The 19,249-nt window shown below is 71.1% G+C and carries 14 protein-coding genes; 6 read left to right on the top strand and 8 right to left on the bottom strand.

Translation table 11 applies throughout. The features are described from left to right. Positions 1-290 precede the first annotated feature (290 nt). From WMF39_RS29785 to WMF39_RS29770, 4 genes are all read left to right on the top strand, one after another. Positions 291-1,526, top strand: a complete 1,236-nt coding sequence (locus WMF39_RS29785; RefSeq protein WP_437739874.1) for a hypothetical protein — start codon at positions 291-293, stop codon at positions 1,524-1,526. A gap of 83 nt (positions 1,527-1,609) precedes the next feature. Next, the gene (locus tag WMF39_RS29780; RefSeq protein WP_437739873.1) at positions 1,610-3,304 is read left to right on the top strand and encodes a DUF1592 domain-containing protein; all 1,695 of its coding nucleotides are present in this window, start codon (positions 1,610-1,612) and stop codon (positions 3,302-3,304) included. Between the two features lie 189 nt (positions 3,305-3,493). Beyond that, a complete protein-coding gene (locus WMF39_RS29775; RefSeq protein ID WP_437739872.1) occupies positions 3,494-5,188 on the top strand; it encodes a DUF1592 domain-containing protein in 1,695 nt (564 codons plus the stop codon). A gap of 148 nt (positions 5,189-5,336) precedes the next feature. Beyond that, positions 5,337-6,809 (top strand): protein adenylyltransferase SelO, encoded by a 1,473-nt coding sequence (locus tag WMF39_RS29770; RefSeq protein WP_437739871.1) that lies wholly within the window; start codon positions 5,337-5,339, stop codon positions 6,807-6,809. 1,341 nt (positions 6,810-8,150) lie between these two features. Here the strand turns inward: WMF39_RS29770 and WMF39_RS29765 are convergent. Then, positions 8,151-9,395, bottom strand: a complete 1,245-nt coding sequence (locus WMF39_RS29765; protein WP_437739870.1) for a hypothetical protein — start codon at positions 9,393-9,395, stop codon at positions 8,151-8,153. A 419-nt stretch (positions 9,396-9,814) separates the two neighbouring features. Here WMF39_RS29765 and WMF39_RS29760 point away from each other — a divergent pair, with 419 nt between their 5' ends. Next, positions 9,815-10,660 (top strand): helix-turn-helix domain-containing protein, encoded by an 846-nt coding sequence (locus WMF39_RS29760; protein ID WP_437739869.1) that lies wholly within the window; start codon positions 9,815-9,817, stop codon positions 10,658-10,660. 209 nt (positions 10,661-10,869) lie between these two features. Next, on the top strand, positions 10,870-11,220 hold the full coding sequence (locus WMF39_RS29755; protein WP_437739868.1) for a DUF1428 domain-containing protein: 351 nt from the start codon (positions 10,870-10,872) through the stop codon (positions 11,218-11,220). Between the two features lie 53 nt (positions 11,221-11,273). On the opposite strand, the gene WMF39_RS29750 is transcribed toward WMF39_RS29755, so the two are convergent. The 7 genes from WMF39_RS29750 to WMF39_RS29720 form a co-directional block, all read right to left on the bottom strand. Next, a complete protein-coding gene (locus tag WMF39_RS29750; protein WP_437739867.1) occupies positions 11,274-11,771 on the bottom strand; it encodes a hypothetical protein in 498 nt (165 codons plus the stop codon). A 38-nt stretch (positions 11,772-11,809) separates the two neighbouring features. After that, positions 11,810-12,181 (bottom strand): hypothetical protein, encoded by a 372-nt coding sequence (locus WMF39_RS29745; RefSeq protein WP_437739866.1) that lies wholly within the window; start codon positions 12,179-12,181, stop codon positions 11,810-11,812. A gap of 276 nt (positions 12,182-12,457) precedes the next feature. Further along, complete coding sequence (locus WMF39_RS29740; RefSeq protein ID WP_437739865.1) at positions 12,458-12,886, bottom strand: hypothetical protein; 429 nt, start codon at positions 12,884-12,886, stop codon at positions 12,458-12,460. A 301-nt stretch (positions 12,887-13,187) separates the two neighbouring features. Next, positions 13,188-13,535 (bottom strand): tetratricopeptide repeat protein, encoded by a 348-nt coding sequence (locus WMF39_RS29735; RefSeq protein WP_437739864.1) that lies wholly within the window; start codon positions 13,533-13,535, stop codon positions 13,188-13,190. A gap of 97 nt (positions 13,536-13,632) precedes the next feature. After that, positions 13,633-16,179, bottom strand: a complete 2,547-nt coding sequence (locus WMF39_RS29730; RefSeq protein WP_437739863.1) for a helicase HerA-like domain-containing protein — start codon at positions 16,177-16,179, stop codon at positions 13,633-13,635. A 5-nt stretch (positions 16,180-16,184) separates the two neighbouring features. Continuing rightward, a complete protein-coding gene (locus tag WMF39_RS29725; RefSeq protein WP_437739862.1) occupies positions 16,185-18,380 on the bottom strand; it encodes a hypothetical protein in 2,196 nt (731 codons plus the stop codon). Further along, positions 18,377-19,246 carry a hypothetical protein gene (locus WMF39_RS29720; protein ID WP_437739861.1) on the bottom strand — a complete coding sequence of 290 codons (870 nt, stop codon included), beginning with the start codon at positions 19,244-19,246 and terminating at the stop codon, positions 18,377-18,379. The genes WMF39_RS29725 and WMF39_RS29720 overlap by 4 nt, the downstream gene beginning before the upstream one ends. Between the last annotated feature and the right edge of the window lie 3 nt (positions 19,247-19,249).

Raw genomic sequence — 19,249 nt, 5'->3', positions numbered from 1 at the left:
CACGGGCCGTGCGCTCTCGCACGGGCGGTGCCAGGGAAATCATCAATTATTCCGCCGATAGATGCCTCGTGTGCGCCACGGCGATCGGCTCATGTTGGCCTGAATCGTTTCGAGGTGTGCCAATGTGCGATGGGGCGCGTCCGCGGCGCGCCGGCGATGGGAGTGCGCCGAGCGCCCTCACGGCTCTGGGCCGCGCGGAGGGGCCAAACGGCCCGGGATCGAGCCCGAGAAGCGCACGGCGATGACCGCAATGCCGCCGCGGACGATGGCTCGGTGTACCCTCCCGCGCCGTGCGTGCGTTCGAGAGTGCCGTGCTCCACCCGCGCTGGCTCGCAGCCGTCGTCGTGCTCGCCGGCGCCCTGACCGGGGGTGACGCCTGGGCGGAGGTCCAGCGCCTGCGCATCGCGTACGAGGCGCACGACGGCTGTCCCGGCGCCGGGGCGTTCCTGCGCGAGGTGACCGCGCGCACGGACCTCGCCCGCGCCGCCGCGGCGGACGAAGCGGCGCTCGACGTGCGCGTGCGCATCACCTCGAGCGCGGGCAGGAGCCGCGGCCGGATCACGCTCGGCAAAGGCGAGGACGCGCGCGTCCGCGAGGTCGACGGCGCGACGTGCGGCGAGGTCGTCGCGGCCCTGGCGCTCATCACGGCCCTCCGGGTCGACCCCACCGCGTCTCTCGATCCGCAACCGCCGGCCGTCGGGTTGCGCTCGTCCGAGGCCCCGGAGGCTGGCGGGGCTCGGGATGCCGGCGGGGCGCCAGCGCCGGCCGTGGATCCCGTCGCGGCCCCGCCACCCGCCGCGGATCCCGCCGCTCCTGCGCAGCCGGCCGGGGCCGCGCAATCCGCCGAGGCCGGCGTCCCTGGCGGCGCAGCGCCGGGCGCGGGGAGCTCGCCGCAGCCGCCCGCCGCCTCGCCGGCCCCACAGGCGCCGGCCGCGCGCCCCTTGCCGATCCGCCCGCCGTCGCCTGTCGCGGGGGCCCCGCGGCCGCAACGGCCCGTGGAGCGCCCGTGGACGCTCGGCCTCCAGGGAAGCGCGGCGTCCGGGGTCGCCCCCGAGGCGCTGCTCGGCGGGGGGCCCTTCGTCGAGCTGCGCGCCGATCTGGGCCTCGGCGTGGCGTTCCGCGTCGCCGCCGAGGTGGCCGCCACCGGCGCGGTCGACGCCGGGCCGGGCGGCGCCCTCTTCGTGCGCGGGATCGGCCGCGTCGACGCCTGCGCGGATCTCTTCCGCCCTACACGCCGGCTCTCGCTCGGGCCCTGCGTGGGCGCGGAGGGCGGCTTCCTTCACGGCACCGGGCTGGTCGGCGAGGCGATCTCCGACGTGGAGGAGGGCACCGTCCCGTGGGCCAGCCTCGGGCTCCTCGCGCGCGTGACCGCCTCGCTCGGGGCCCTCGTGCGGATCGACGCGCAAGGTGGACCGGAGTTTCCGCTGGTGCGGCGATCGTTCATGTTCGAGCACCCCGCGCAGCTCATCCACGAGGTGCCCGCGGTCACGTGGACGCTCCGCGTCGGCGCCGGCCTATCGCTCTGATCACCGGCCGCAGGGAGCGACGCGCGACGAAATTGGGATCCCGGGGGAGAGCCTCGGAGATTGCTACGGCGGGAGGCTCTGTCATGAGACCTTTGAAAGCCGTACCTTCACTCGGCTTCTTCTCGGTGCTCTCGCTCCTCGTCGCCGGGTGCGAGATCACGATCGTGGGTGACGACACCGGCGGTGGCGGTGGAGACGGCGGCGGCGTTGGCCACGGCACCACGGTCAGCGTCGGGGAGGGCCCAGGCAGCGGCGGGGGGGATCCCTGTTTCCCCGGCGTCCCGGCGACGTCCCAGATCCCGCGCCTTCTCAACCGGGAATATGACGCGGCGGTGCGCGATCTGCTCGGCGTGACGGCGCTGGCGAGCGCCGGCAACGGCCCGCCGTCGACGCTGCTCGCCCCCGACTTCGAGGGGGACATGACAGATGTCGCATGGAACGCCTATCTCGCGGTCGCCGAGCAGATCGCCGCCGAGGTGATCGCCGGGCCGAACAGGTCCAGGTTCGTCAGCTGCGATCCGGCGGCGTCCGGGTGCCTCGAAGAGACGATCATCGACTTCGGTCGCAAGGCCTTCCGTCGTCCTCTGCTCGAAGAAGAGGTGCAGAGCTTCCTGCGGCTCACCGCGGTGGAGCCCCAGGGCACGCCCGACGAGATCGCCGAGGCCATCCTCTTCACCTTCCTCGCCTCGCCCTCGTTCCTCCTGCGCCCCGAGCTGGCGGAGGAGCCAGAGGGAAGCGCCGTCAAGCTCTCCAGCCACGAAGTGGCGGCGAGGCTCTCGTTCCTGCTCTGGGACTCCGTTCCAGATGACATCCTGAACGCCGCGGCCGACGCTGGCCAGCTCGCCACCAGGGAGCAGCTCCTGGCGCAGGCGCAGCGGATGATCCAGGACCGCGAGAAGACGGCGCCGGTCGTCGTCGCCTTCCATCGTGATTATGCGGAGATTCGCCAGGGCTCGCACTGGGGAGTCCACGATCACGACACGACCGTGTACCCCGAGTTTTCCCCGGACGCGGTCGCTCCCATGATGGCGGAGATGGACGCCCTCTTCGAGGAGGTGGCATTCGAAGGGGGGTCCTTCGAGGACCTCTTCCTGAGCAACGTCGCCTTCGTCAACGAGGACACCGCGGCGCTCTATGGGCTCGATCCAGCGAATTTCGGCGCGGAGCTGACGCGGGTGGAGCTCGACCCGACCGAGCGGCCGGGGTTCTTGACCCGCGTCGGGTTCTTGAGCTCCTACTCGTCCTACGCCGCCACGAGCCCGATCCTCCGGGGCGCGTTCATCTCGAGGCTGCTCGGGATCAGCCTGGTGCCCCCGCTTGCCGTGGAGCCTTTGCCCCCTCCGGGCGAAACCACCACGCAACGCCAGCGCGTCGAGGCGCTGACCTCCCCGGCGATGTGCGCCGGGTGCCACGGCCCTTACATCAATCCGCCGGGCTTCGTGCTCGAGAGGTACGACGCCGTCGGCAAGGTGCAGACCACCGATCCGCTCGGCGGCCCCATCGATGGAACCGCCGACGTCCACTTCGGCATGGACATCACCGAGACGATCGAGACACCGATCGAGCTGATGAACGAGCTCGCCGCTGCCCGGGCGGCCAAGCACCACTATGCGGAGCGGTGGGTCACCTTCGCCACCGGGCGGCAGCCGAACCCGAACGACGTCTGCGACGTCGATGAGCTCGACGCCAAGCTGTCTGCCGACGGTTACACAATTCTCGACCTGCTCGCCGATCTTACCCAGACAGATTCGTTCCGTCTGCGCGTCCGCGGAAACTGAGGAGGGAATACGCCACGACGCCGGGCGGCGGCGGCGGGGCGCGGCGCTCGGCGTGACGCGGCGCTCCCTCGAAGCGCGCCCGAGCAGGCCCCACGCTGGCCGCATCGAAGCGGGCGCCGGGCCGACGTGCGCGACGAAATTGTGATCGCGGGGAAGCCCCCCGGGGATTGTACGCCGGGAGGCTTTGTCATGAGGCTCTGGCGCGCCGTATCCTCGCTCTGCTGCTTCGCGGCGCTCTCGCTCGTCGCCCCCGGGTGCGGGATCACGATCCTGGGCAAGGGCACCGACCGCGACGATCAGAGCGGCGGCAGCAGCGGCGCCACCGCCGGCGTCGGGGGGGGATCAGGCGTCGGAGGGGGGGATTCCTGCGTGCCCGGCATCCCGGCGACGTCCCAGATCCCGCGCCTGCTCAACCGGCAGTACGACGCGGTGGTGCGGGATCTGCTCGGCGTGACGATGCTGGAGAGCGCCGGCAACCTCCCGCCGTCTTCGCTCCTCGTCCCCGACTTCGACGGGGACATGACAGAGCCCGCATGGAACGGCTATCTCGCGGCCGCCGAGCACCTCGCCGCCGAGGTGATGGGCGGGCCGAACAAACCGAGGTTCCTCGCCTGCGATCCGGCGGCGTCCGAGTGCCTGGAAGAGACGATTACCACCTTTGGTCGCAAGGCTTTCCGCCGTCCTCTGCTCGAAGAAGAGGTGCAGAGCTTCCTGCGGCTCACCGCGGTGGAGCCCCAGGGCACGCCCGAAGAGATCGCCGAGGCCATTCTCTTTGCCTTCCTCGCTTCGCCCTCGTTCATCATGCGCCCTGAGCTGGCGCAGGAGCCCGAAGGAAGCGCGATCAAGCTCTCCAGCCACGAGGTGGCGGCGAGGCTCTCGGTCCTGCTCTGGGATTCCATTCCAGATGACATCCTGGACGCCGCGGCCGACGCTGGCCAGCTCGCCACCAAGGAGCAGATCCTGGCGCAGGCGCAGCGGATGATCCAGGACCGCGAAAAGACGGCGCCGGTCGTGGCCCGGTTCCATCGTGCTTATGCGGACATTCGCCCGGGGTCGCGCTGGGGAGCGGTCGAGCACGACACGACCCGCTTCCCCGACCACTCCCCGGAAGTGGTGGCTCCGATGATGGCAGAGATGGATGCCCTCTTCGAGGAGGTGGCGTTCGAGGGGGGGTCGTTCAAGGACCTCTTCCTGAGCAACGTCGGTTACGTCAATCAGGACACCGCTGCGCTCTATGGGCTCGATGCGGCGGATTACGGCGCGGATCTGACGCGGGTGGAGCTCGATCCGAACGAGCGGCCTGGGTTCTTGACCCGCGTCGGGTTCTTGAGCTCCTACTCGCGTTATGGCGCCACGAGCCCGATCCTTCGGGGCGCGTTCGTCGCCAACAGGCTGCTCGGGATCGACCTGGCACCCGTGCCCAGCGCGAGCGAGACGCCGTGGCCTCCGGGCCCGTTCTCCACGGAGCGTGAGGCCATCGAGTCCATGACCTCCCCGGCGGGGTGCGCCGGATGCCACGGCACGTACATCAACCCGCCGGGCTTCGTGCTCGAGAGGTACGACGCCGTCGGCAAGGTGCAGACCATCGATCCGCTCGGCGGCGCCATCGACGGGACCGCTGACGTCACCTTTGGCGCCGACAACGTCAAGACGATCACGTCACCCATCGAGCTGATGAACGAGCTCGCCGCTGATCCGGCCGCCATGCGCCATTATGCCGAGCGGTGGGTCGCCTTTGCCACTGGACGGGAGCCAAACGGGAGCGACAAGTGTGACGTTCACGGGCTCAGCGTCAACCTGCTTGTCGACGGCTATACCATCCTCGATCTGCTCGCCGATCTCACCCAGACGGACTCTTTCCGCCTGCGCGTCATCGGGAACTGAGGAGGGAATACGGCAGGGCGAGGAGCCTGTTCGCTCGCCTTCGCGCGAACAGCCGAGCGTCGCTCGCTCCCGCGGCGCCGTGGCGTGGCCCGGCGGCGGGCTCTTCCGGCGGCTTGAGCGGCGGCACCTCCGCGCGTAAGGTTCGCCGATGAAGCTCCCGTTCGACAACACCTACGCCCGCCTTCCCGACCGCTTCCACGCGCGCGTCTCCCCCGCGCGGGTCCGCGCGCCGCGCGTCGTGAAGGTGAACCGCGCGCTCGCGGAGGTGCTCGGGCTCGACGCGGAGCAGCTCGCCTCGGCGGAGGGGGCGGAGGTGCTCGCGGGCAACGCGCTGGCCGAGGGCGCGGAGCCGATCGCGCTCGCGTACGCGGGGCACCAGTTCGGCAGCTTCGTCAGCCAGCTCGGGGACGGGCGGGCCATCCTGCTCGGCGAGGTCGTGGGCAGGGACGGCAAGCGGCGCGACCTCCAGCTCAAGGGCGCGGGGCGGACGCCGTTCTCGCGGGGCGGAGACGGGCGCGCGGCGCTCGGGCCGGTGCTGCGCGAGTACGTCGTGAGCGAGGCCATGGCGGCGCTCGGCGTGCCGACGACGCGCGCGCTCGCCGCGGTCACGACGGGCGAGCCGGTCTATCGCGAGGAGGTGCTCCCCGGCGCGGTGCTCACGCGCGTGGCCGCGAGCCACATCCGCGTGGGCACGTTCCAGTTCTTCGCCGCGCGGGACGACCGCGAGGCGCTGGCCACGCTCGCCTCGTATGCGCTCTCCCGGCATTACCCCGAGGCGGTGGGCAGCGGCAACGACGCGCTGGCGCTGCTCGAGCGCGTCGTCGACGCGCAGGCGTCCCTTGTCGCGCGCTGGCTCGGCGTCGGCTTCGTGCACGGCGTGATGAACACCGACAACACGTCGATCTCCGGGGAGACCATCGATTACGGGCCGTGCGCGTTCCTCGACGAGTATGATCCCGCGAAGAAGTTCAGCTCGATCGATCGGGGCGGCCGTTACGCCTTCGGGAACCAGCCGCGCATCGCGCAGTGGAACATGGCGCGGCTCGCCGAGGCGCTCCTGCCGCTCCTGGCCGAGGGCGAGGAGGAGGCCGTCCGTCTGGCGACCGAGCGCGTGGAGCGCTTCTCCGCGCTCTTCGTCGCGGCCCACGCGCGCGTCCTGCGGGCCAAGCTGGGGCTCGCGCGCGAGGAGGAGGGAGATCTCGCGCTCGCCGCGGATCTGCTGGAGCGGCTCGCGTCGAACGGCGTCGATTACACGGTCTTCTTTCGCCGGCTGTGCGCTTCAGCGGCCGATCCAGCGGCCGACGCGCAGGTGGCCGCCCTGTTCGCGGAGCCCGGCGCCTTCCGCGACTGGGCCGAGTCGTGGCGCCGGCGGCTCGCCCGGGAGGAGGCCACGTCGGAGGCGCGCGCGAGCGCGATGCGGCTCGTCAACCCGGCGTTCATCCCGCGCAATCACCGGATCGAGGCGCTCATCCAGGCGGCCGTTCTGCGTGACGACTTCGAGCCGTTCGAGACGCTGGTGCGGGTGCTCGAGCGACCGTACGACGATCAGCCGGAGAGCGCGCATCTGAGCGAGCCCCCGCAGCTGGACGAGCGCGTGCAATACACGTTCTGCGGGACCTGACCATTCTCGAACAGCGAGGCATCTCAGGGAGTCGTCCATAACGGTCGGGCACCAACGTAAACGTGAACGTGAACGTGAACGTGAACGTTCGGATATGGGAGAACGCGGCGGGAAGCTTGGTTAACGCGTAGGAGGGCTGGTGGACGGTTCGACGGGGTGATAAACTACCGTTTCTTCGAGCGTTCGGGCGGCAACCACCCTCCAGGAACCGGCCACCATGAGTCAGAGAAAAGGCAAGCCGCGCCCCGCGTCAGGAAAGAAGGCCCGTCGAGACGCCCGCAAGGACGCCGCGGGCCGCGTGCATCTCACGGTCCTTCGCGACCCCGCGAGCGGGCATGAGCGCGTGGCGCTCAGGAGCCCGGTGTTCCGGGAGGCGTGGCAGAACGACATCGCGGCGGCCGCGGCGAACACGGCTTATTCCGCCCTGCGCGGGGAGCCGAGCGTGGATGGCGCGGTCGAGCTAGCGCGGGACGCGATGGCGGCCACGTCGCGGCGTTGCCGTCGGCCAGCTCCGGGAGCCACATCGTGGCGGTGTTGTTATGTTCCAGATCAAAGAACCCAGACGGAAGCAGCAAGGGCGTCTTTTGCGACCGACACGCGACGTTCGGTGGCTGCCCTGCTCCCCGCGCACCACATCCTCTCATGTCGAGAGGATGTGGTGCAATGATGTGTCGGTGAGGGCTCTCATTTTTTTCTGTGATTGACGCTCTAATTTTTCATCAAAGGCATGCGAGAACATTTTGATGTTCACCCAAGTGCGCTTTTCGTCAAAGGCATGATGGAACCCATGGATGTTCACCCATGCGCGCCCGCAGCCTCTCGCGCGAGCTCCGCGAGCAGGCCGCCGCCCACCGGCCGTGGCCGCGGTTCGCAGCGGCCAGAACGGAAGGCCGGCGACGACTCGGCATGTCCAGCCTGGTGACGGTGGAGCTGTCGCGCTGTACGTCCGCGCCGCCACGCGCGATGACGCGGCGTGGGGCGCGTGCTGCTCTATTGCCGCGCTGCCCCTGAACGGAGCCGCCCTGCGTCATTCACCCCGTGCGGGCTCCAGGGCACGGCCACGAACGTCTGATGAGACGCGGTGAGCTTGGCGGGGAGGAGCCCCGCCCGAAGGACGCGATCGTCGATCGTCCGTGGACCTCGCGATCGCCGGAGGGCCGTTGAACGGCGCGAGGTCTCGGTGGTCGTGATCAGGGCGCCGGCGGCGTCGAACGCGTGGAGGTCGAGCGCCGTGCCCTGTGTGCCCGCTCGTGGGGCTTCCGCTCAACGCGGGCTCTGTTTTCCGTGCGGGCCGCGGGGCCGAGGGAGGCCCCCGGCCCGCACGGTGGAGGGGGCCTCCGCTCAGAGGAGCTTGAGATAGGCGACCATGTCCGCCTCCTCCTCGGCGGTCAGGGTCGAGCGCCCCCCGAGGATCGGGGCGGCCAGGATCGGCGCGGCCTCGAAGGCCAGCTTGTAGTGGTGGACGAGATCCTCCAGCGTAGGGGCCGAGTTGTCGTGGAAATAGGGCGCTGTCTCGTTGATGCCCCAGAGGGAGGTCGTCTTGCCGTCCCCCAGGACGTCCAGGGTGCCAAGGACGAGAGCGGAGCCCGGATCGGCGGCCAGCATCGAGAGGACGCCGTTCTCGAGCCTCGGCTGGTAGACGGCGATGAGCGGGAAGTACAGGTCCGGATCGGAGCAGAGGAGGCCGCTCCCGTCCGACGGGCACGCCATGGCGTAGCGACGCATCGGGTTCGGCGTCGGCCGCACCTCCGAGGTGCCGAGGACCTCGCCCGAGAAGCCGGTCAGCACGCCGGTGATCCTGGTGAACGCCCCGAAGGGGAACTGCTCGCTGCTCGTGTTCAGCATGGGCCCGCTGTGGCACTGGCCGCAGACTCCGTTCGGGAGAAAGTGCTTGCGCCCGCGCTTCTCGGACCGCGTGTGGCCGCGAGGCAGCTCGGGCTCAGGCCCGCCGTGCGCATAACGGCGCAGCTCTCGCGAGCTGAACAGCGTCCGCTCGTAGTCGGCGATCTTCTCGAGCTGCCGCCGCGTGGGCGTGACCGTCGGCTCGAAGTGCGCCAGGATCGCGTTCGCGGCCTGCGTCTCGAGGTCGGGCTCACGGGCATCGAACGTGATGAGCGGATCGAGCGCGGGCGAGTTCTTGACGGAGGGGACGCCTCGGAAGACGGTCACGCTCGTTGCCGCGGGGTCGTCGTAGATCCAGACGTTCGGGGGCAGCGGGAACTCGAAGCGGATCGTGGCCTCGTTGAGGAGCCGCGTGTAGCTGTCGCCGACGCCGTCGTCGCTGTCGATCGGGCGGAAGAGGGGATCGTTCGGGTTGGCCGCGTACCGCGCCTGCACGTCCGCCGGGGAGATCGTGCCGGTCTCCTCGCTGTGGCAGGTCACGCAGCGGCGCCCGTTGCCGCCGAAGGTCGCTCTCTCGAAGAGCTGCTCGCCGCTCTGGACCCGGTGCGCCTGGGCGGCGACCGCGACGAGCTCGCCTGTGTCCCACTCCTCCTGCCCCGCGCAACCCGCGGCCCCCAGCAGCGGGATAAGGAGGAAGAGACAGGCCATGAACACGCCTTGATGGGAATTGAACATGTGATTCATAAACCCTCCCTGATAGTGAGTCTGACAGGGGAGCGTCGCCCGGAGCGAACACGGTGTCGTGATCGCGCCGGTCGAGGGACGCGCGCCCAATCCGAGCGCGCAGCCATCATGTTTGATCTAGATCACGGTGATTCGGGCGTCCGCGCGAGGTTGCGGCGCGCCGCGAAGAGGACCCCCAGGTGACCTCGCAGTTTTCAGAACAAACGAATCGGTCCCCAGCTGTCAAGGGAGCTCAGCCGTGCTCGATCCGATTGCCATGGTGTGCGTGTTCGTGGGGTTCAGGTCGCCGATGCGCGCTGGGTGCCGCCGCTGTGTGACACCGCGTCGCCTGCCGGACCGAGGGAGCCTCGAGGGCCTGGCCTGGCCAGGCCGGTCCGGAAGCCTGCCCCATCAACGCGTGTTACCCTGCGACGGTGGTCATGGAGTCGCAGCTTACAATCGACGCCCTCGAGACCGGCGCGATCCACGTACATGCCTGCCGCGCGCCGGAGATCTGCTCGATACAGCGCGCCGCCGTGCACACCTATTCGGTCCTCGCCTTTCACCTCGGCGGCCGGATGCGGGTGGAGCACCGCGGCGAGCTGGAGCTCACGGCTGGCCAGGTCCACCTCATCCCGGCCGGTGATGCCCACCGGTGGCTCACGGCGAGCAAGGTGGATCTGCGCGGCGTGGCCTTCTGTCGCTCGTGCCTCCCTCAGGATCGTTTTCAGGAGCTGCTCGCCCCGCTCGACCGCGTCCGGCGCGGGGCTTTCCCGGTCGTCGAGCTGCCGACCAGCAGGCAGCCCCACGTGCTCGGCCTGCTCGAGGAGCTCGAGCGCGAGCTGTCGCGGTCCTCGGGCATGCTGCCCGTCGTGGCCGAGAGCCTGCTCGGGCTCCTGCTCGCCGAGATCGTGCGCGCCGCCCCGCGCGACGCAGCTCCCCCCGAGGCCCCCTCGATCGTGGCCGAGGCGCTCGCCGTGATCGAGGCGCGCTGTCTGGGACCGCTGACCCTCGGTGAGGTGGCCCGCGCGGTGCACCGATCCCCCGCCTACGTCACGACCGCGGTGAAGCGGTCGACGGGCCGCTCCGTGGTGGCGTGGATCCTCGAAGGCCGCCTCGCCGAGGCGCGGCGTCGCCTGCGCGACACGGACGAGCTCGTCGAGATCATCGCCGAGCGGGTCGGTTATGCCGACGCCAGCCAGTTCAGCCGCCTCTTCCGCCGCCGCCACGGCGTGGCCCCGGCCGCGTGGCGCGCCCGCGAGCGCGCGCTGCCTCGCCCTGGGTGAACGTCCGGCAGGCCCGTCGCGCCGAGCGCGCTTTCCGGCCGGATCGAGCGCCGTGAGCCATCGCGCGCGGCCGCCAGGCGGCCTTGCAGCGAAGTTGCCTTCGTCGAGCGCGTGGGGCATCACCCCGACCCCCGAGCTGGTCGGCACGCCGCCGCGCGGGTCGCGGCGGTGGTCCGTCTGGAACGGGGCCGAACGAGAGGAGAACAACGATGAGCTACGTCGACGGTTTCGTTGTGCCCGTGCCCGCGGGCAAGAAGCAGGCTTATCGCGATCTGGCCGAGAAGGCCGCGGCGGTGTTCAAGAAGCACGGGGCGATTCACGTCGTCGAGTGCTGGGGCGATGACGTGCCCGACGGCAAGATCACCGACTTCAAGGGCGCGGTGAAGGCGGAGGAAGGCGAGGTCGTCGTCTTCTCGTGGATCGTCTGGCCCTCGAAGGAGGTGCGGGACGAGGGCAACAAGAAGGTAATGGAGGACCCGCTCATGAAGATGGACGAGGATGCGCCCTTCGACGCAAAGCGGATGATCTACGGCGGGTTCGACGTCCTCGTCGACGTCTGACCGGCAGGCTGCGGTCCTCGAGCCCGGCCCCGGTCAGGCGGGCCCCGGGCCGGTCACGGCGGGGCGGCGTCGATGGGGTAGGTATCGATGACCGCATCCCAGAGGTCAACGTGATGGACGAGGCTCACGGCAAAGTGCGCCTCGTCCAGCTCCACGAGGATGGGGTCGGACTCGTCCCAGCTCGCACCGGCGAGGACTGCGGCCACGCAGCCGGCAGCAAGCTCCTTGCGGCCTCCGTCCTTGAGCGCAGAGACCCTGGCGCGAGCCCAGCCGGTACGAGCATCGAGCAGCAGAGCGACAGTCGCGGACGGGAATGCGCGCTCGAGGTGGGGGAGCGCTCGAGAGGCGGCTGACGGATCACCTCCAGGGGTGGCGATCAGGACGAAGAGCTCCGAGGTACGGGGGTCGCCCTGGAGCGCGGCGCTGTAGCGAAAGAACTGAGGGCGGTGCTCGACACCAGGGACCGGCAGCATGACGAAGCGGCTCGGCGTGACCTCACCCGCCCCAGGATGTCCGGGCGGAACGAGGAACCCGTCCTCGATAGGCTTCACCTCAGCCGACACGGCGTGCTGGCGCGCCGCGCGCGCCGTCATCCGGGGCCCCGCAGCGCCTCGACAAGCGCCTCGACCAGCGCGCGCACCGGGAGCGAGGACGACCGCTCGCCGAGCAGCTCGAGCACGTCCTCGTCGTCCTCGCCGCACGAGAGCTGTACGGCCGCGACAACGGCCCCGTCGCGCTCGACCGCCAGGTCGAAGATCCCCTCCTCGTCGCTCACCGGCGCGCCGAGCAGCGCCGACAGCCGGCGGCCAAGGAGCTCGGCCAGCGGCTCGTCACCGTCGAGGCTCGCCTCGTCGGGCTCGATGGTGGCCTGGACCGCGCGCGTCGGCGCCCCGCTCACCTCGGCGCCCTCGCGATCGAGCCGGAAACGAAAGCCACGCGCCTCGAAGAACCCCGTCGTCACGCGCGCGATCAAGGCACGCCGCGGGCGCCGGGGCAAGTCCTGCGGGAAGGTTCTCCGAGCGCGGCGCTCTTCTAATAAAGTCATCGCGGACGAGCAGCTACCACAACGCGGGAGGCGGGAAGGCATTGCGTACTCATCGACGACGGTCGTCCCGGCGCGCCCGATCCAATCTCCTGTTGGGCGGAGTACGCACCACGGACGACACGATGCATTCCTCAGATCGGACCGCACGCGAGCACACCTTCGAGCTCCTCGACTTCGATCCCGGGGGCAACCTCACCAGACCGGCTTTCCTGTCCGCTTGAGCGACTGGAGGAAGCGCAGCCGATCGGCCTCGGGCGGCAGCGGATCCGAGCCCTGGGCTTCGACGATGAGGAAGCAGGTCATGTCCTCGAAGTCCACCGTCCGCTGGTGTGCCGCCGGCGGCGTCCCCTTCACCTCGATCCTGTCACGGCCGGGCGCGCGCGCCTCCGGCCCGAGCTTTCCATCTCGCCGCGCCATGCAGCTCGCGCTGAAGGCGAGCCGTCCAGGCGTCTTTCCGCCGACCGTGTGCGTGCGCAGCTCCACGTCGTCGGTGGCCCGGGCGCGCGTTCGAAAGTCGTTGAACGGGAGCGGCAACTCCACGGAGAAGGCGCCTTCCGTCGATCGCGCGAGGTGCCAGCCATCTCCGAGCGGCTGGGTGGCCTGCACTCTGTGCATCGTCATGAAGACGCCTGCGCCGATTTCACGCTCCTCGCCCGGGCCGATGCCCGCCAGTCGCTCGGCCACCTCGTTCTTCGAGGGCGCGGCCTGCCCAGCGACCGGTGCAGCGTGCGATTGTGCCGGTGCGATCGTGCCGCTGGCGGGGGCCGTCGCGCTCGCGGTTGAAATCTCGTTCGATTGTGTGGGTGCTCTTTGGCACCCGCAGAGGGCCACGAACAGCATCAGAGGAAACCGCCTCCTTCTTTCGAGCGCGCTCTTCATGGAAGCTCCTCGTGTCGCGGGCTTTCTGGGGATGTCGCGACCCCTACTCGTCCGGCTGATGCTCGAGGCCGAGCTCGGCCGCGAGCCGGTAGAAGTGCTCGGCCTCCTCTCGGTTGCCAAGCAGCTCATGGGAGCGGCCGAGGTTCACATACAACGAAGGGTAGAAGCTCTGGACACGTTCATCGTCGACCTTCCTTGCGCGAACGAGCGCCTCTCGATTCCACGACATCGCCTCCTCCGGCGTGTCCTGAAACCGTGCGACGTAATGCGCCGCCACGCAGGCGTCGTAGTCGTCCTTGCAGACAGCCCACGCCTGACGATAGAGCTCCCGGGCATCCTCTTTCCTGCCTTCGAACTCCGCCCGGGTACCCTCCGCACAGAGTCGAATCACGGGATTATCGAGGTCCATGCATCACCTTCGTGCCTACCTCGATCCCGGGGAGTGCCTTGCTGGTGAGGAGGCGTCGACCCCGCCCTCGCTCGCCGTCTCACCCGCCCGTGCCACGGAGCCCCGCCTCGGTGACGGCGCGCTCCACGCGGTCGGGCGACCATGCGCCGGCGTGGCGCGTGAAGAGCGTTCGCCCCTTGAACGCGCGGCCCGCGAGCTCCGCGGGCATGTCGGGCCAGCGCGCGACGAAGCTCCCCTTCGGCGCCCCCTTGCGCGCGGCGACCCACGGAGGGGCCCCGCCCTCGATCGTGAACCAGTCGATCACGCGCTCCACGTCCTGGGCCGCCTCGAGCCGCCCGATGAGCTTCGTGCTCGTGTTGCCGAACACGTTGTAATCCACCGATCGAGGGCTCTGGGTGCACAGCAAGCAGCCGACGCCGTACTTCCGGCCCTGGGTGAACAGCCGGATGAGCGGCTGCTTGGCGGGCGGCTTGCTGCCGCCGGCCGGGATCCAGTCGCGCGCCTCGTCGATGTAGAAGAGCAGGTTCACGCCGCCGGAGGTCGCGTCCACGGTCGTGATCATCCAGCGGTACAGCTCCGTCGCGAGGGCGGCGAGGAAGAAGTGTTTCTCATCGTCGTTGCTGAGCGCGTTCAGGTAAACGATGTTGAGCGGGACGCGCCCCGGCTTCGAGGGCCGTAGCAGCTCGGTGAAGTCGAGGCGCGTTCCGCCCGAGAAGAGCCGCGCAGACGGGCCCTGCACGAACGTGTTGAGCTTTCGCGCGAGCCGCTCGCGCTCGGATTTGCGGATCAGGCTGTCGACGTCGTCGATGCCGAGGTCCTCGGGCGCGGTGACGGCGGCCACGATGTCCCTCAGCCGGACCGGCGCCGCGCGCGGCAGGTGCCGCAGCACCTGGTAGAGGAACGTGCGCTGCGACTCCTCCTCGCCGCCGCACGCGCACAGGCTGACGAGGTTGGCCGCCACCGCCACGAGCAAGCCCTCCTCCTCCTCGGCGCGGAGCGCGGGGTTCGCGATGTGCGAGAGCTCGCCCGCGCTCGGGAGCCGCAGGGGGTCGAGGCAGAGCCGCAGGCCGTGCGAGGACCCGGGCGTGAGGATGCGCGGTTCCATGCGCTCCCTCAGCTCCTCCCACGCGCGGTGCAGCTCCGCCGGCACGTCGGACGGCGGGCGCGCTTCCATCATCTGGACGAGATCGCCCTGGGGGTCGATCGCGACGACGGGGACACCGGCGCGCAGCGCCTCCTCCGCGATGACCTTGGCCATCCACGTCTTGCCGCTCCCCGCCGCGCCGACGACCGAGACGTGCGTCCGGAGCACCGCAGGGTCCACGCGGACGGGCGAGCCGCCGTCGTCGAAGCCGAGGAGCATGCCGGTGACGCTCGCGGTCCGGGCCTCCGGCGGCCTCGCTCCCGCGTCGAGCGCCGCGGGGGTCGAGCGCTCACCGCCTGGCGGCGCCTCCGGCGGCCTGGCACCGCCTGGCGGCGCCTCCGCCGGCCTGGCGCTGGTACCGCCCGGCGGCGCCTCCGCGGGCGCCTTTCGCCCGCGGCCCCGCGCCGGCGCCGGCTTCGGGCGCTCGACGGCCGGCTTCACGACCGCCAGCGCCTCATCGAGCTCGGGATCGTCCTCCACCATCGGCTCGTCCGCGGCCGGCTCGTCCGCCGCCGGCGCGCTGGCCGCGGCGGGCTCGCGCCCCTCCGGCGATCCGCCGCCGCGCGTGGCCTCCAGCGCCGTCCAGCGCCTGTCCCACGCGCCCACGTCCTTGTGGCCGAGCTGCGCGACGCACGCCCCGGAGCGCTCGTGCTTGCAGCCGCCGCAGTACGCGCGGTCGCCCGGCGGGGCGAGCCCGCCCGCGCCCACCGCGTGGTCGGACCAGGCCACCATGCTGGCGATGAGCTCGTAGACCTTGCCGCGCTTCGCCTCGATCTCCTCCCAGCGCGCCTCGCGGACGCTGCGCGTGGGGTGCAGGTAGAACACCGCCACGTCCGGCCGGGTGCCGTGCTGGTGGTGGTGCATCAGCGCGTACGTGAAGATCTGGAAGAGATCGCTGTTCGGGGAGGTCGCGGGCGTGAGCTTGTAGTCCACGATGCGGTGCTTCCCGAGCCGCGGATCGAAGTACACGTAGTCGATCGCCCCGGTCACGTGGACGTGGACGTCCTCCCCCACGTGGAACGTCACGTCGACCCGCTTGCGCGAGTCCCCGAAGAGCTGCGCACGGAGCTCCGCCGCGGGCAGGCCCGCGGCCCTCGCGTGCGCCGCGAGCCGCGCGAGCTCCTCCATGTAGAGCTGGACCGCGGAGATGAAGCCCAGCCGCAGCGGCACCGGGCGCGCCGCGAGCGCGTCGAGGTTCAGGCAGGAGGCGTTGAACCAGCGCATCAGCGCCTGCTGGAGGCCCGGGGCGTCGCCGGCGGCCTCCAGCGCCGCCAGCACCTCGTCCGAGCTCGCCGCGGCGGCGTTGAAGCGCTCCACCGCGGTGTGGAACAGCGCCCCGCAGCCGGGCGCCTCCCCGCCCTTGCGCCAGATGCGGCTCACGACCGTCCGCCCGTCCTGCCGCTCGGCCGTGGCGCGCGCGTCGAACCAGTGGAGCCTCGGGCACGTCGCCGCGACGCGGAGCTGGGTCACGTTGACGTGCACGAGCCTCACTTCTTGCCCCGCAGCTGGACGAAGAGGTCGTCGTCGGTCGCGGTCGCGTGGACGTGGCCCTCGTCATGGAGCGCCTGCGCCGTCTTCTTGATGTGCGACCACACCTCCGGGAAGCGCTTCTCGTGCAGCTTCTTCCGGCTCGCGAAGATCTGCGCGAGCTCCTTCGCCATCAGGCCGAGGCGCCACGACAGCTCGGCCATGATGTGCTCCCGCGTCTGCTGCGGATCCCACGCCGGGGGCGGCGTCGAGTCCCCGCCGCCCTTCACGATCTCCTCGGTGAGCAGCTCGCGCAGCAGCGGGTGCGCGAGCAGGAGGCTCTGGCGCTCGAAGGACGCCAGCACCTCGGCCTCGGTCACCTTGCGGTACTGCCCGCGGGGGTGCTCGATCTCGAGATCATGGCTCCTCGCGGCGCCGAGGAGGCCCACCAGCGAGTCGAGCTCCGCGTGCCCGGCGAAGTCGAGGTGGAGGTGGAGGAAGCGCTGGCGGCCCAGCTTGCAGAGCGCGTCGTACGCGGCCTTGCCGGCGCCGCCGAGCCGCAGCGGCCGGCGCTCCTCGTCGGTGACCAGGATGCGCTTGTCCGTGTGCTTCGTGTCCTCGACCATGCGCTGGAGCGGCAGCCGCGCGCCGTGCCCGCTCGGCGCGCAGAGGAACGTCACGCCGGTCGTCACGATGACGCCGTCCGCGCGCTTCTCCTTGGCCACGAGGTGGTGCGCGGGGGCGGCCTTGCCGCGCTTCTTCGCGGTGGCGTGCTCGACGCTCAGGAGCGTCGAGGCGCCCTTGCCGGCGCACCTGGCGAGCAGGTGGTGCGTCAGGCTCGCGAGGTTGTCCTCGTCGGGCGGCAGCGACGCCTGCTGCAGCCGGCGGCGGGTCGTGCCCTCGACGAGCTTCTTCTTCACCTCGGCGTCGATGACGTCCTCCAGCTTCACCGGCGGCGGCTTCGGCCCGTCCTCGGGGCCGGGCCACTCCTTGAGCCAGCGCTTGCCGCCGACGGCCGCGAGCCGGTCCTGCTGCGCCTCCCAGCGGTCGCGCGCCCAGAGGATCGCGTCCCGCGGCCGGAGCTCCTGCACGCCGTCGAGGCGCCGCTCGAGCCACGCGCTGCCGAGCGGGAAGAGCCGATCGCGCTTGCGCGCGGCGATGACCTCCTCGATCTCCTTCTCCTCGAAGCCGGAGAGCGCGGCGTCGAGCCGCCCCTCGAGGATGGCGCGGGCCTCCTCCGGCGAGACCATGTGCAGCTCGAGGATCCGCTCCGCGATGCGGTCCCACGCGGCCGCCGGGATCACCTCGCCGGTGCGCAGGGAGAGCATCGACTGCTTCACGCCCGAGACGATCACGACGAGGTGCTTCGCCCGGTCGAGCAGCGCGTGCGCGTACGACATCAGGGCGCGCACGGCCTCGGCGTCGAGGTTGTCGATCTGGTCGAGGCAGAGCACGAGCGGGAGCTCGGCGAGGGCGCACAGGTGCGCGAGGACGTGGAGGACGCGCTCCACCGCGGCGTCGTCCGCGAGGGCGAGGCCGTCCTCCCCGGCCGCCTGGTCGAGCAGGCGCGCCTCGTCGGGCCCGAGGGTCTCGCCGGAGAGCCACAGCACCGCCGCCTGGGCGCGCTTCTCGGCGCCGGCGTCGCCGAGGCTCGCGTGCGACGTCCCGGTGAGGAACGCGTTGAGCACGGGGATGACCGCGTTCTGCGGGTCGATCTTGGCGCCGAGGCGGGCCAGCGCCTCCTTGCGCGCCTCGATCTCCTTCGGGCCCGTCATCATCCTGCGGCCCTTGAGCGCGCCCGTCCGGATGACGGCGCGGTTGAGGACGGTGTAGAGGCGCGACTGCGTGTAGTCGCTGCCGCGGTGCCCCGCGAGGTCGCTGACGGTCGCGTTGAGCACATACCGGAGCATCCGCTCGGGCGAGGCGAGGATGTTGTGCAGGTAGACGACCGTCGCCCTGTCTTCCCCGGCCCACTGGAACAGCCGCGCGAGCAGGTGGCTCTTGCCGACGCCTGGCGCGCCGATGAGCAGCGCGCCGATGCTGACCGGCTCCTTCGCGGCGTCCTGCACGACGCGCACGAGCTTGGTGAAGGCGTTCTTGTGGATCGACTCGACCGTGGCTTCGCCGCCCCCGACGTCGGTGATGCGGTGGCTGCGGAACGGGTTGGTGCCCCGGACCGCGGCGAGGAAGCGCTCGAACGTCGGCTCCTCGCTCATGCGTCGTCCCTCCGCGCCACGTAGACGAGCAGGTTCCCGGCCTCCATGATGCCGGCGTCGCGCTCCGCCTCGGCCATCTGGTGGTGGCGCCCGTCGGATGGGTCGAGCGAGTAGCGCCGCTGCCGCCGGAGCGCGGCGAGCTCCTCGTCGAAGGTGGCGCGCGGGATGTCCGGCAGCGCGGCGCGGAGCGCGTGGAGGGTGACGTAGTTGAGGCGGCCGGAGGCGCGGTCGAGCGAGGAGAAGGCGGCGTCGAAGCGATCGGCGAAGGAGATGGCCGGCGCGCCGGGGCCGCCGGGGGCCGATGTGCCGGCGCTGCTGGGGGCCGAGCTGCCGGGGCCGTCGGCGGCCGTGGGGCGGGCAGCGCCGTCGGTCGCGATCGCGGCGGGCCGCGCCGGCGCGCCGGCGGCCGGGAGGACGGCGTCTGCGAGGAAGAAGAGCAGCGGCTTCTTCCCGAGCAAGGCGCCGATGGTGCGGGGGAGCCGGCGCTCGGCGATGCGCTGATCGAGCGCCGCCTTGAACGCGCGGCTCAGGGCGGGAAGGAGGCCTTTGGGGAGCTGCGCCAGGTCGACCGCGGGAGCGTCGGCCGTCCGCGCCGACTGGAGCTGCACCTCCAGGAGCCGATCGGACTGCGCGACCGCCTCCAGGTCCTCCGCGAGCAGCACCAGCGTGGCGCTGGGGGCTGGCTTCTTCTTGCCTCCCGCGGCGCGGGAGAGCAGCACGCGCCCCTTCGCCTCCCTGGTCGTCAGCGCCTTGCTCGTCACCGCGAGCGTGTCACCGGTCAGCTCCGTCAGCCGCTCGAGCGTCGGCGGGTACGACGCGCCGCCGAGCTGCTTCTGGGACTCCAGGACGCCGAGGAGCTTCGGCACCGG

Source organism: Sorangium sp. So ce1504 (assembly GCF_051521635.1).
In the GTDB taxonomy this organism is placed as follows: domain Bacteria; phylum Myxococcota_A; class Polyangia; order Polyangiales; family Polyangiaceae; genus Sorangium; species Sorangium cellulosum_B.
This window is presented reverse-complemented; position numbering and strand designations above follow the sequence as displayed.

Excerpts from the sequence above, each read along its gene's own strand:
- WMF39_RS29725 (WP_437739862.1), bottom strand. The coding sequence starts at position 18,380 with ATGAGCGAGGAGCCGACGTTCGAGCGCTTCCTCGCCGCGGTCCGGGGC.
- WMF39_RS29760 (WP_437739869.1), top strand. The coding sequence starts at position 9,815 with ATGGAGTCGCAGCTTACAATCGACGCCCTCGAGACCGGCGCGATCCAC.
- WMF39_RS29770 (WP_437739871.1), top strand. The coding sequence starts at position 5,337 with ATGAAGCTCCCGTTCGACAACACCTACGCCCGCCTTCCCGACCGCTTC.
- WMF39_RS29775 (WP_437739872.1), top strand. The coding sequence starts at position 3,494 with ATGAGGCTCTGGCGCGCCGTATCCTCGCTCTGCTGCTTCGCGGCGCTC.
- WMF39_RS29740 (WP_437739865.1), bottom strand. The coding sequence starts at position 12,886 with ATGACGATGCACAGAGTGCAGGCCACCCAGCCGCTCGGAGATGGCTGG.
- WMF39_RS29780 (WP_437739873.1), top strand. The coding sequence starts at position 1,610 with ATGAGACCTTTGAAAGCCGTACCTTCACTCGGCTTCTTCTCGGTGCTC.
- WMF39_RS29755 (WP_437739868.1), top strand. The coding sequence starts at position 10,870 with ATGAGCTACGTCGACGGTTTCGTTGTGCCCGTGCCCGCGGGCAAGAAG.
- WMF39_RS29765 (WP_437739870.1), bottom strand. The coding sequence starts at position 9,395 with ATGAATCACATGTTCAATTCCCATCAAGGCGTGTTCATGGCCTGTCTC.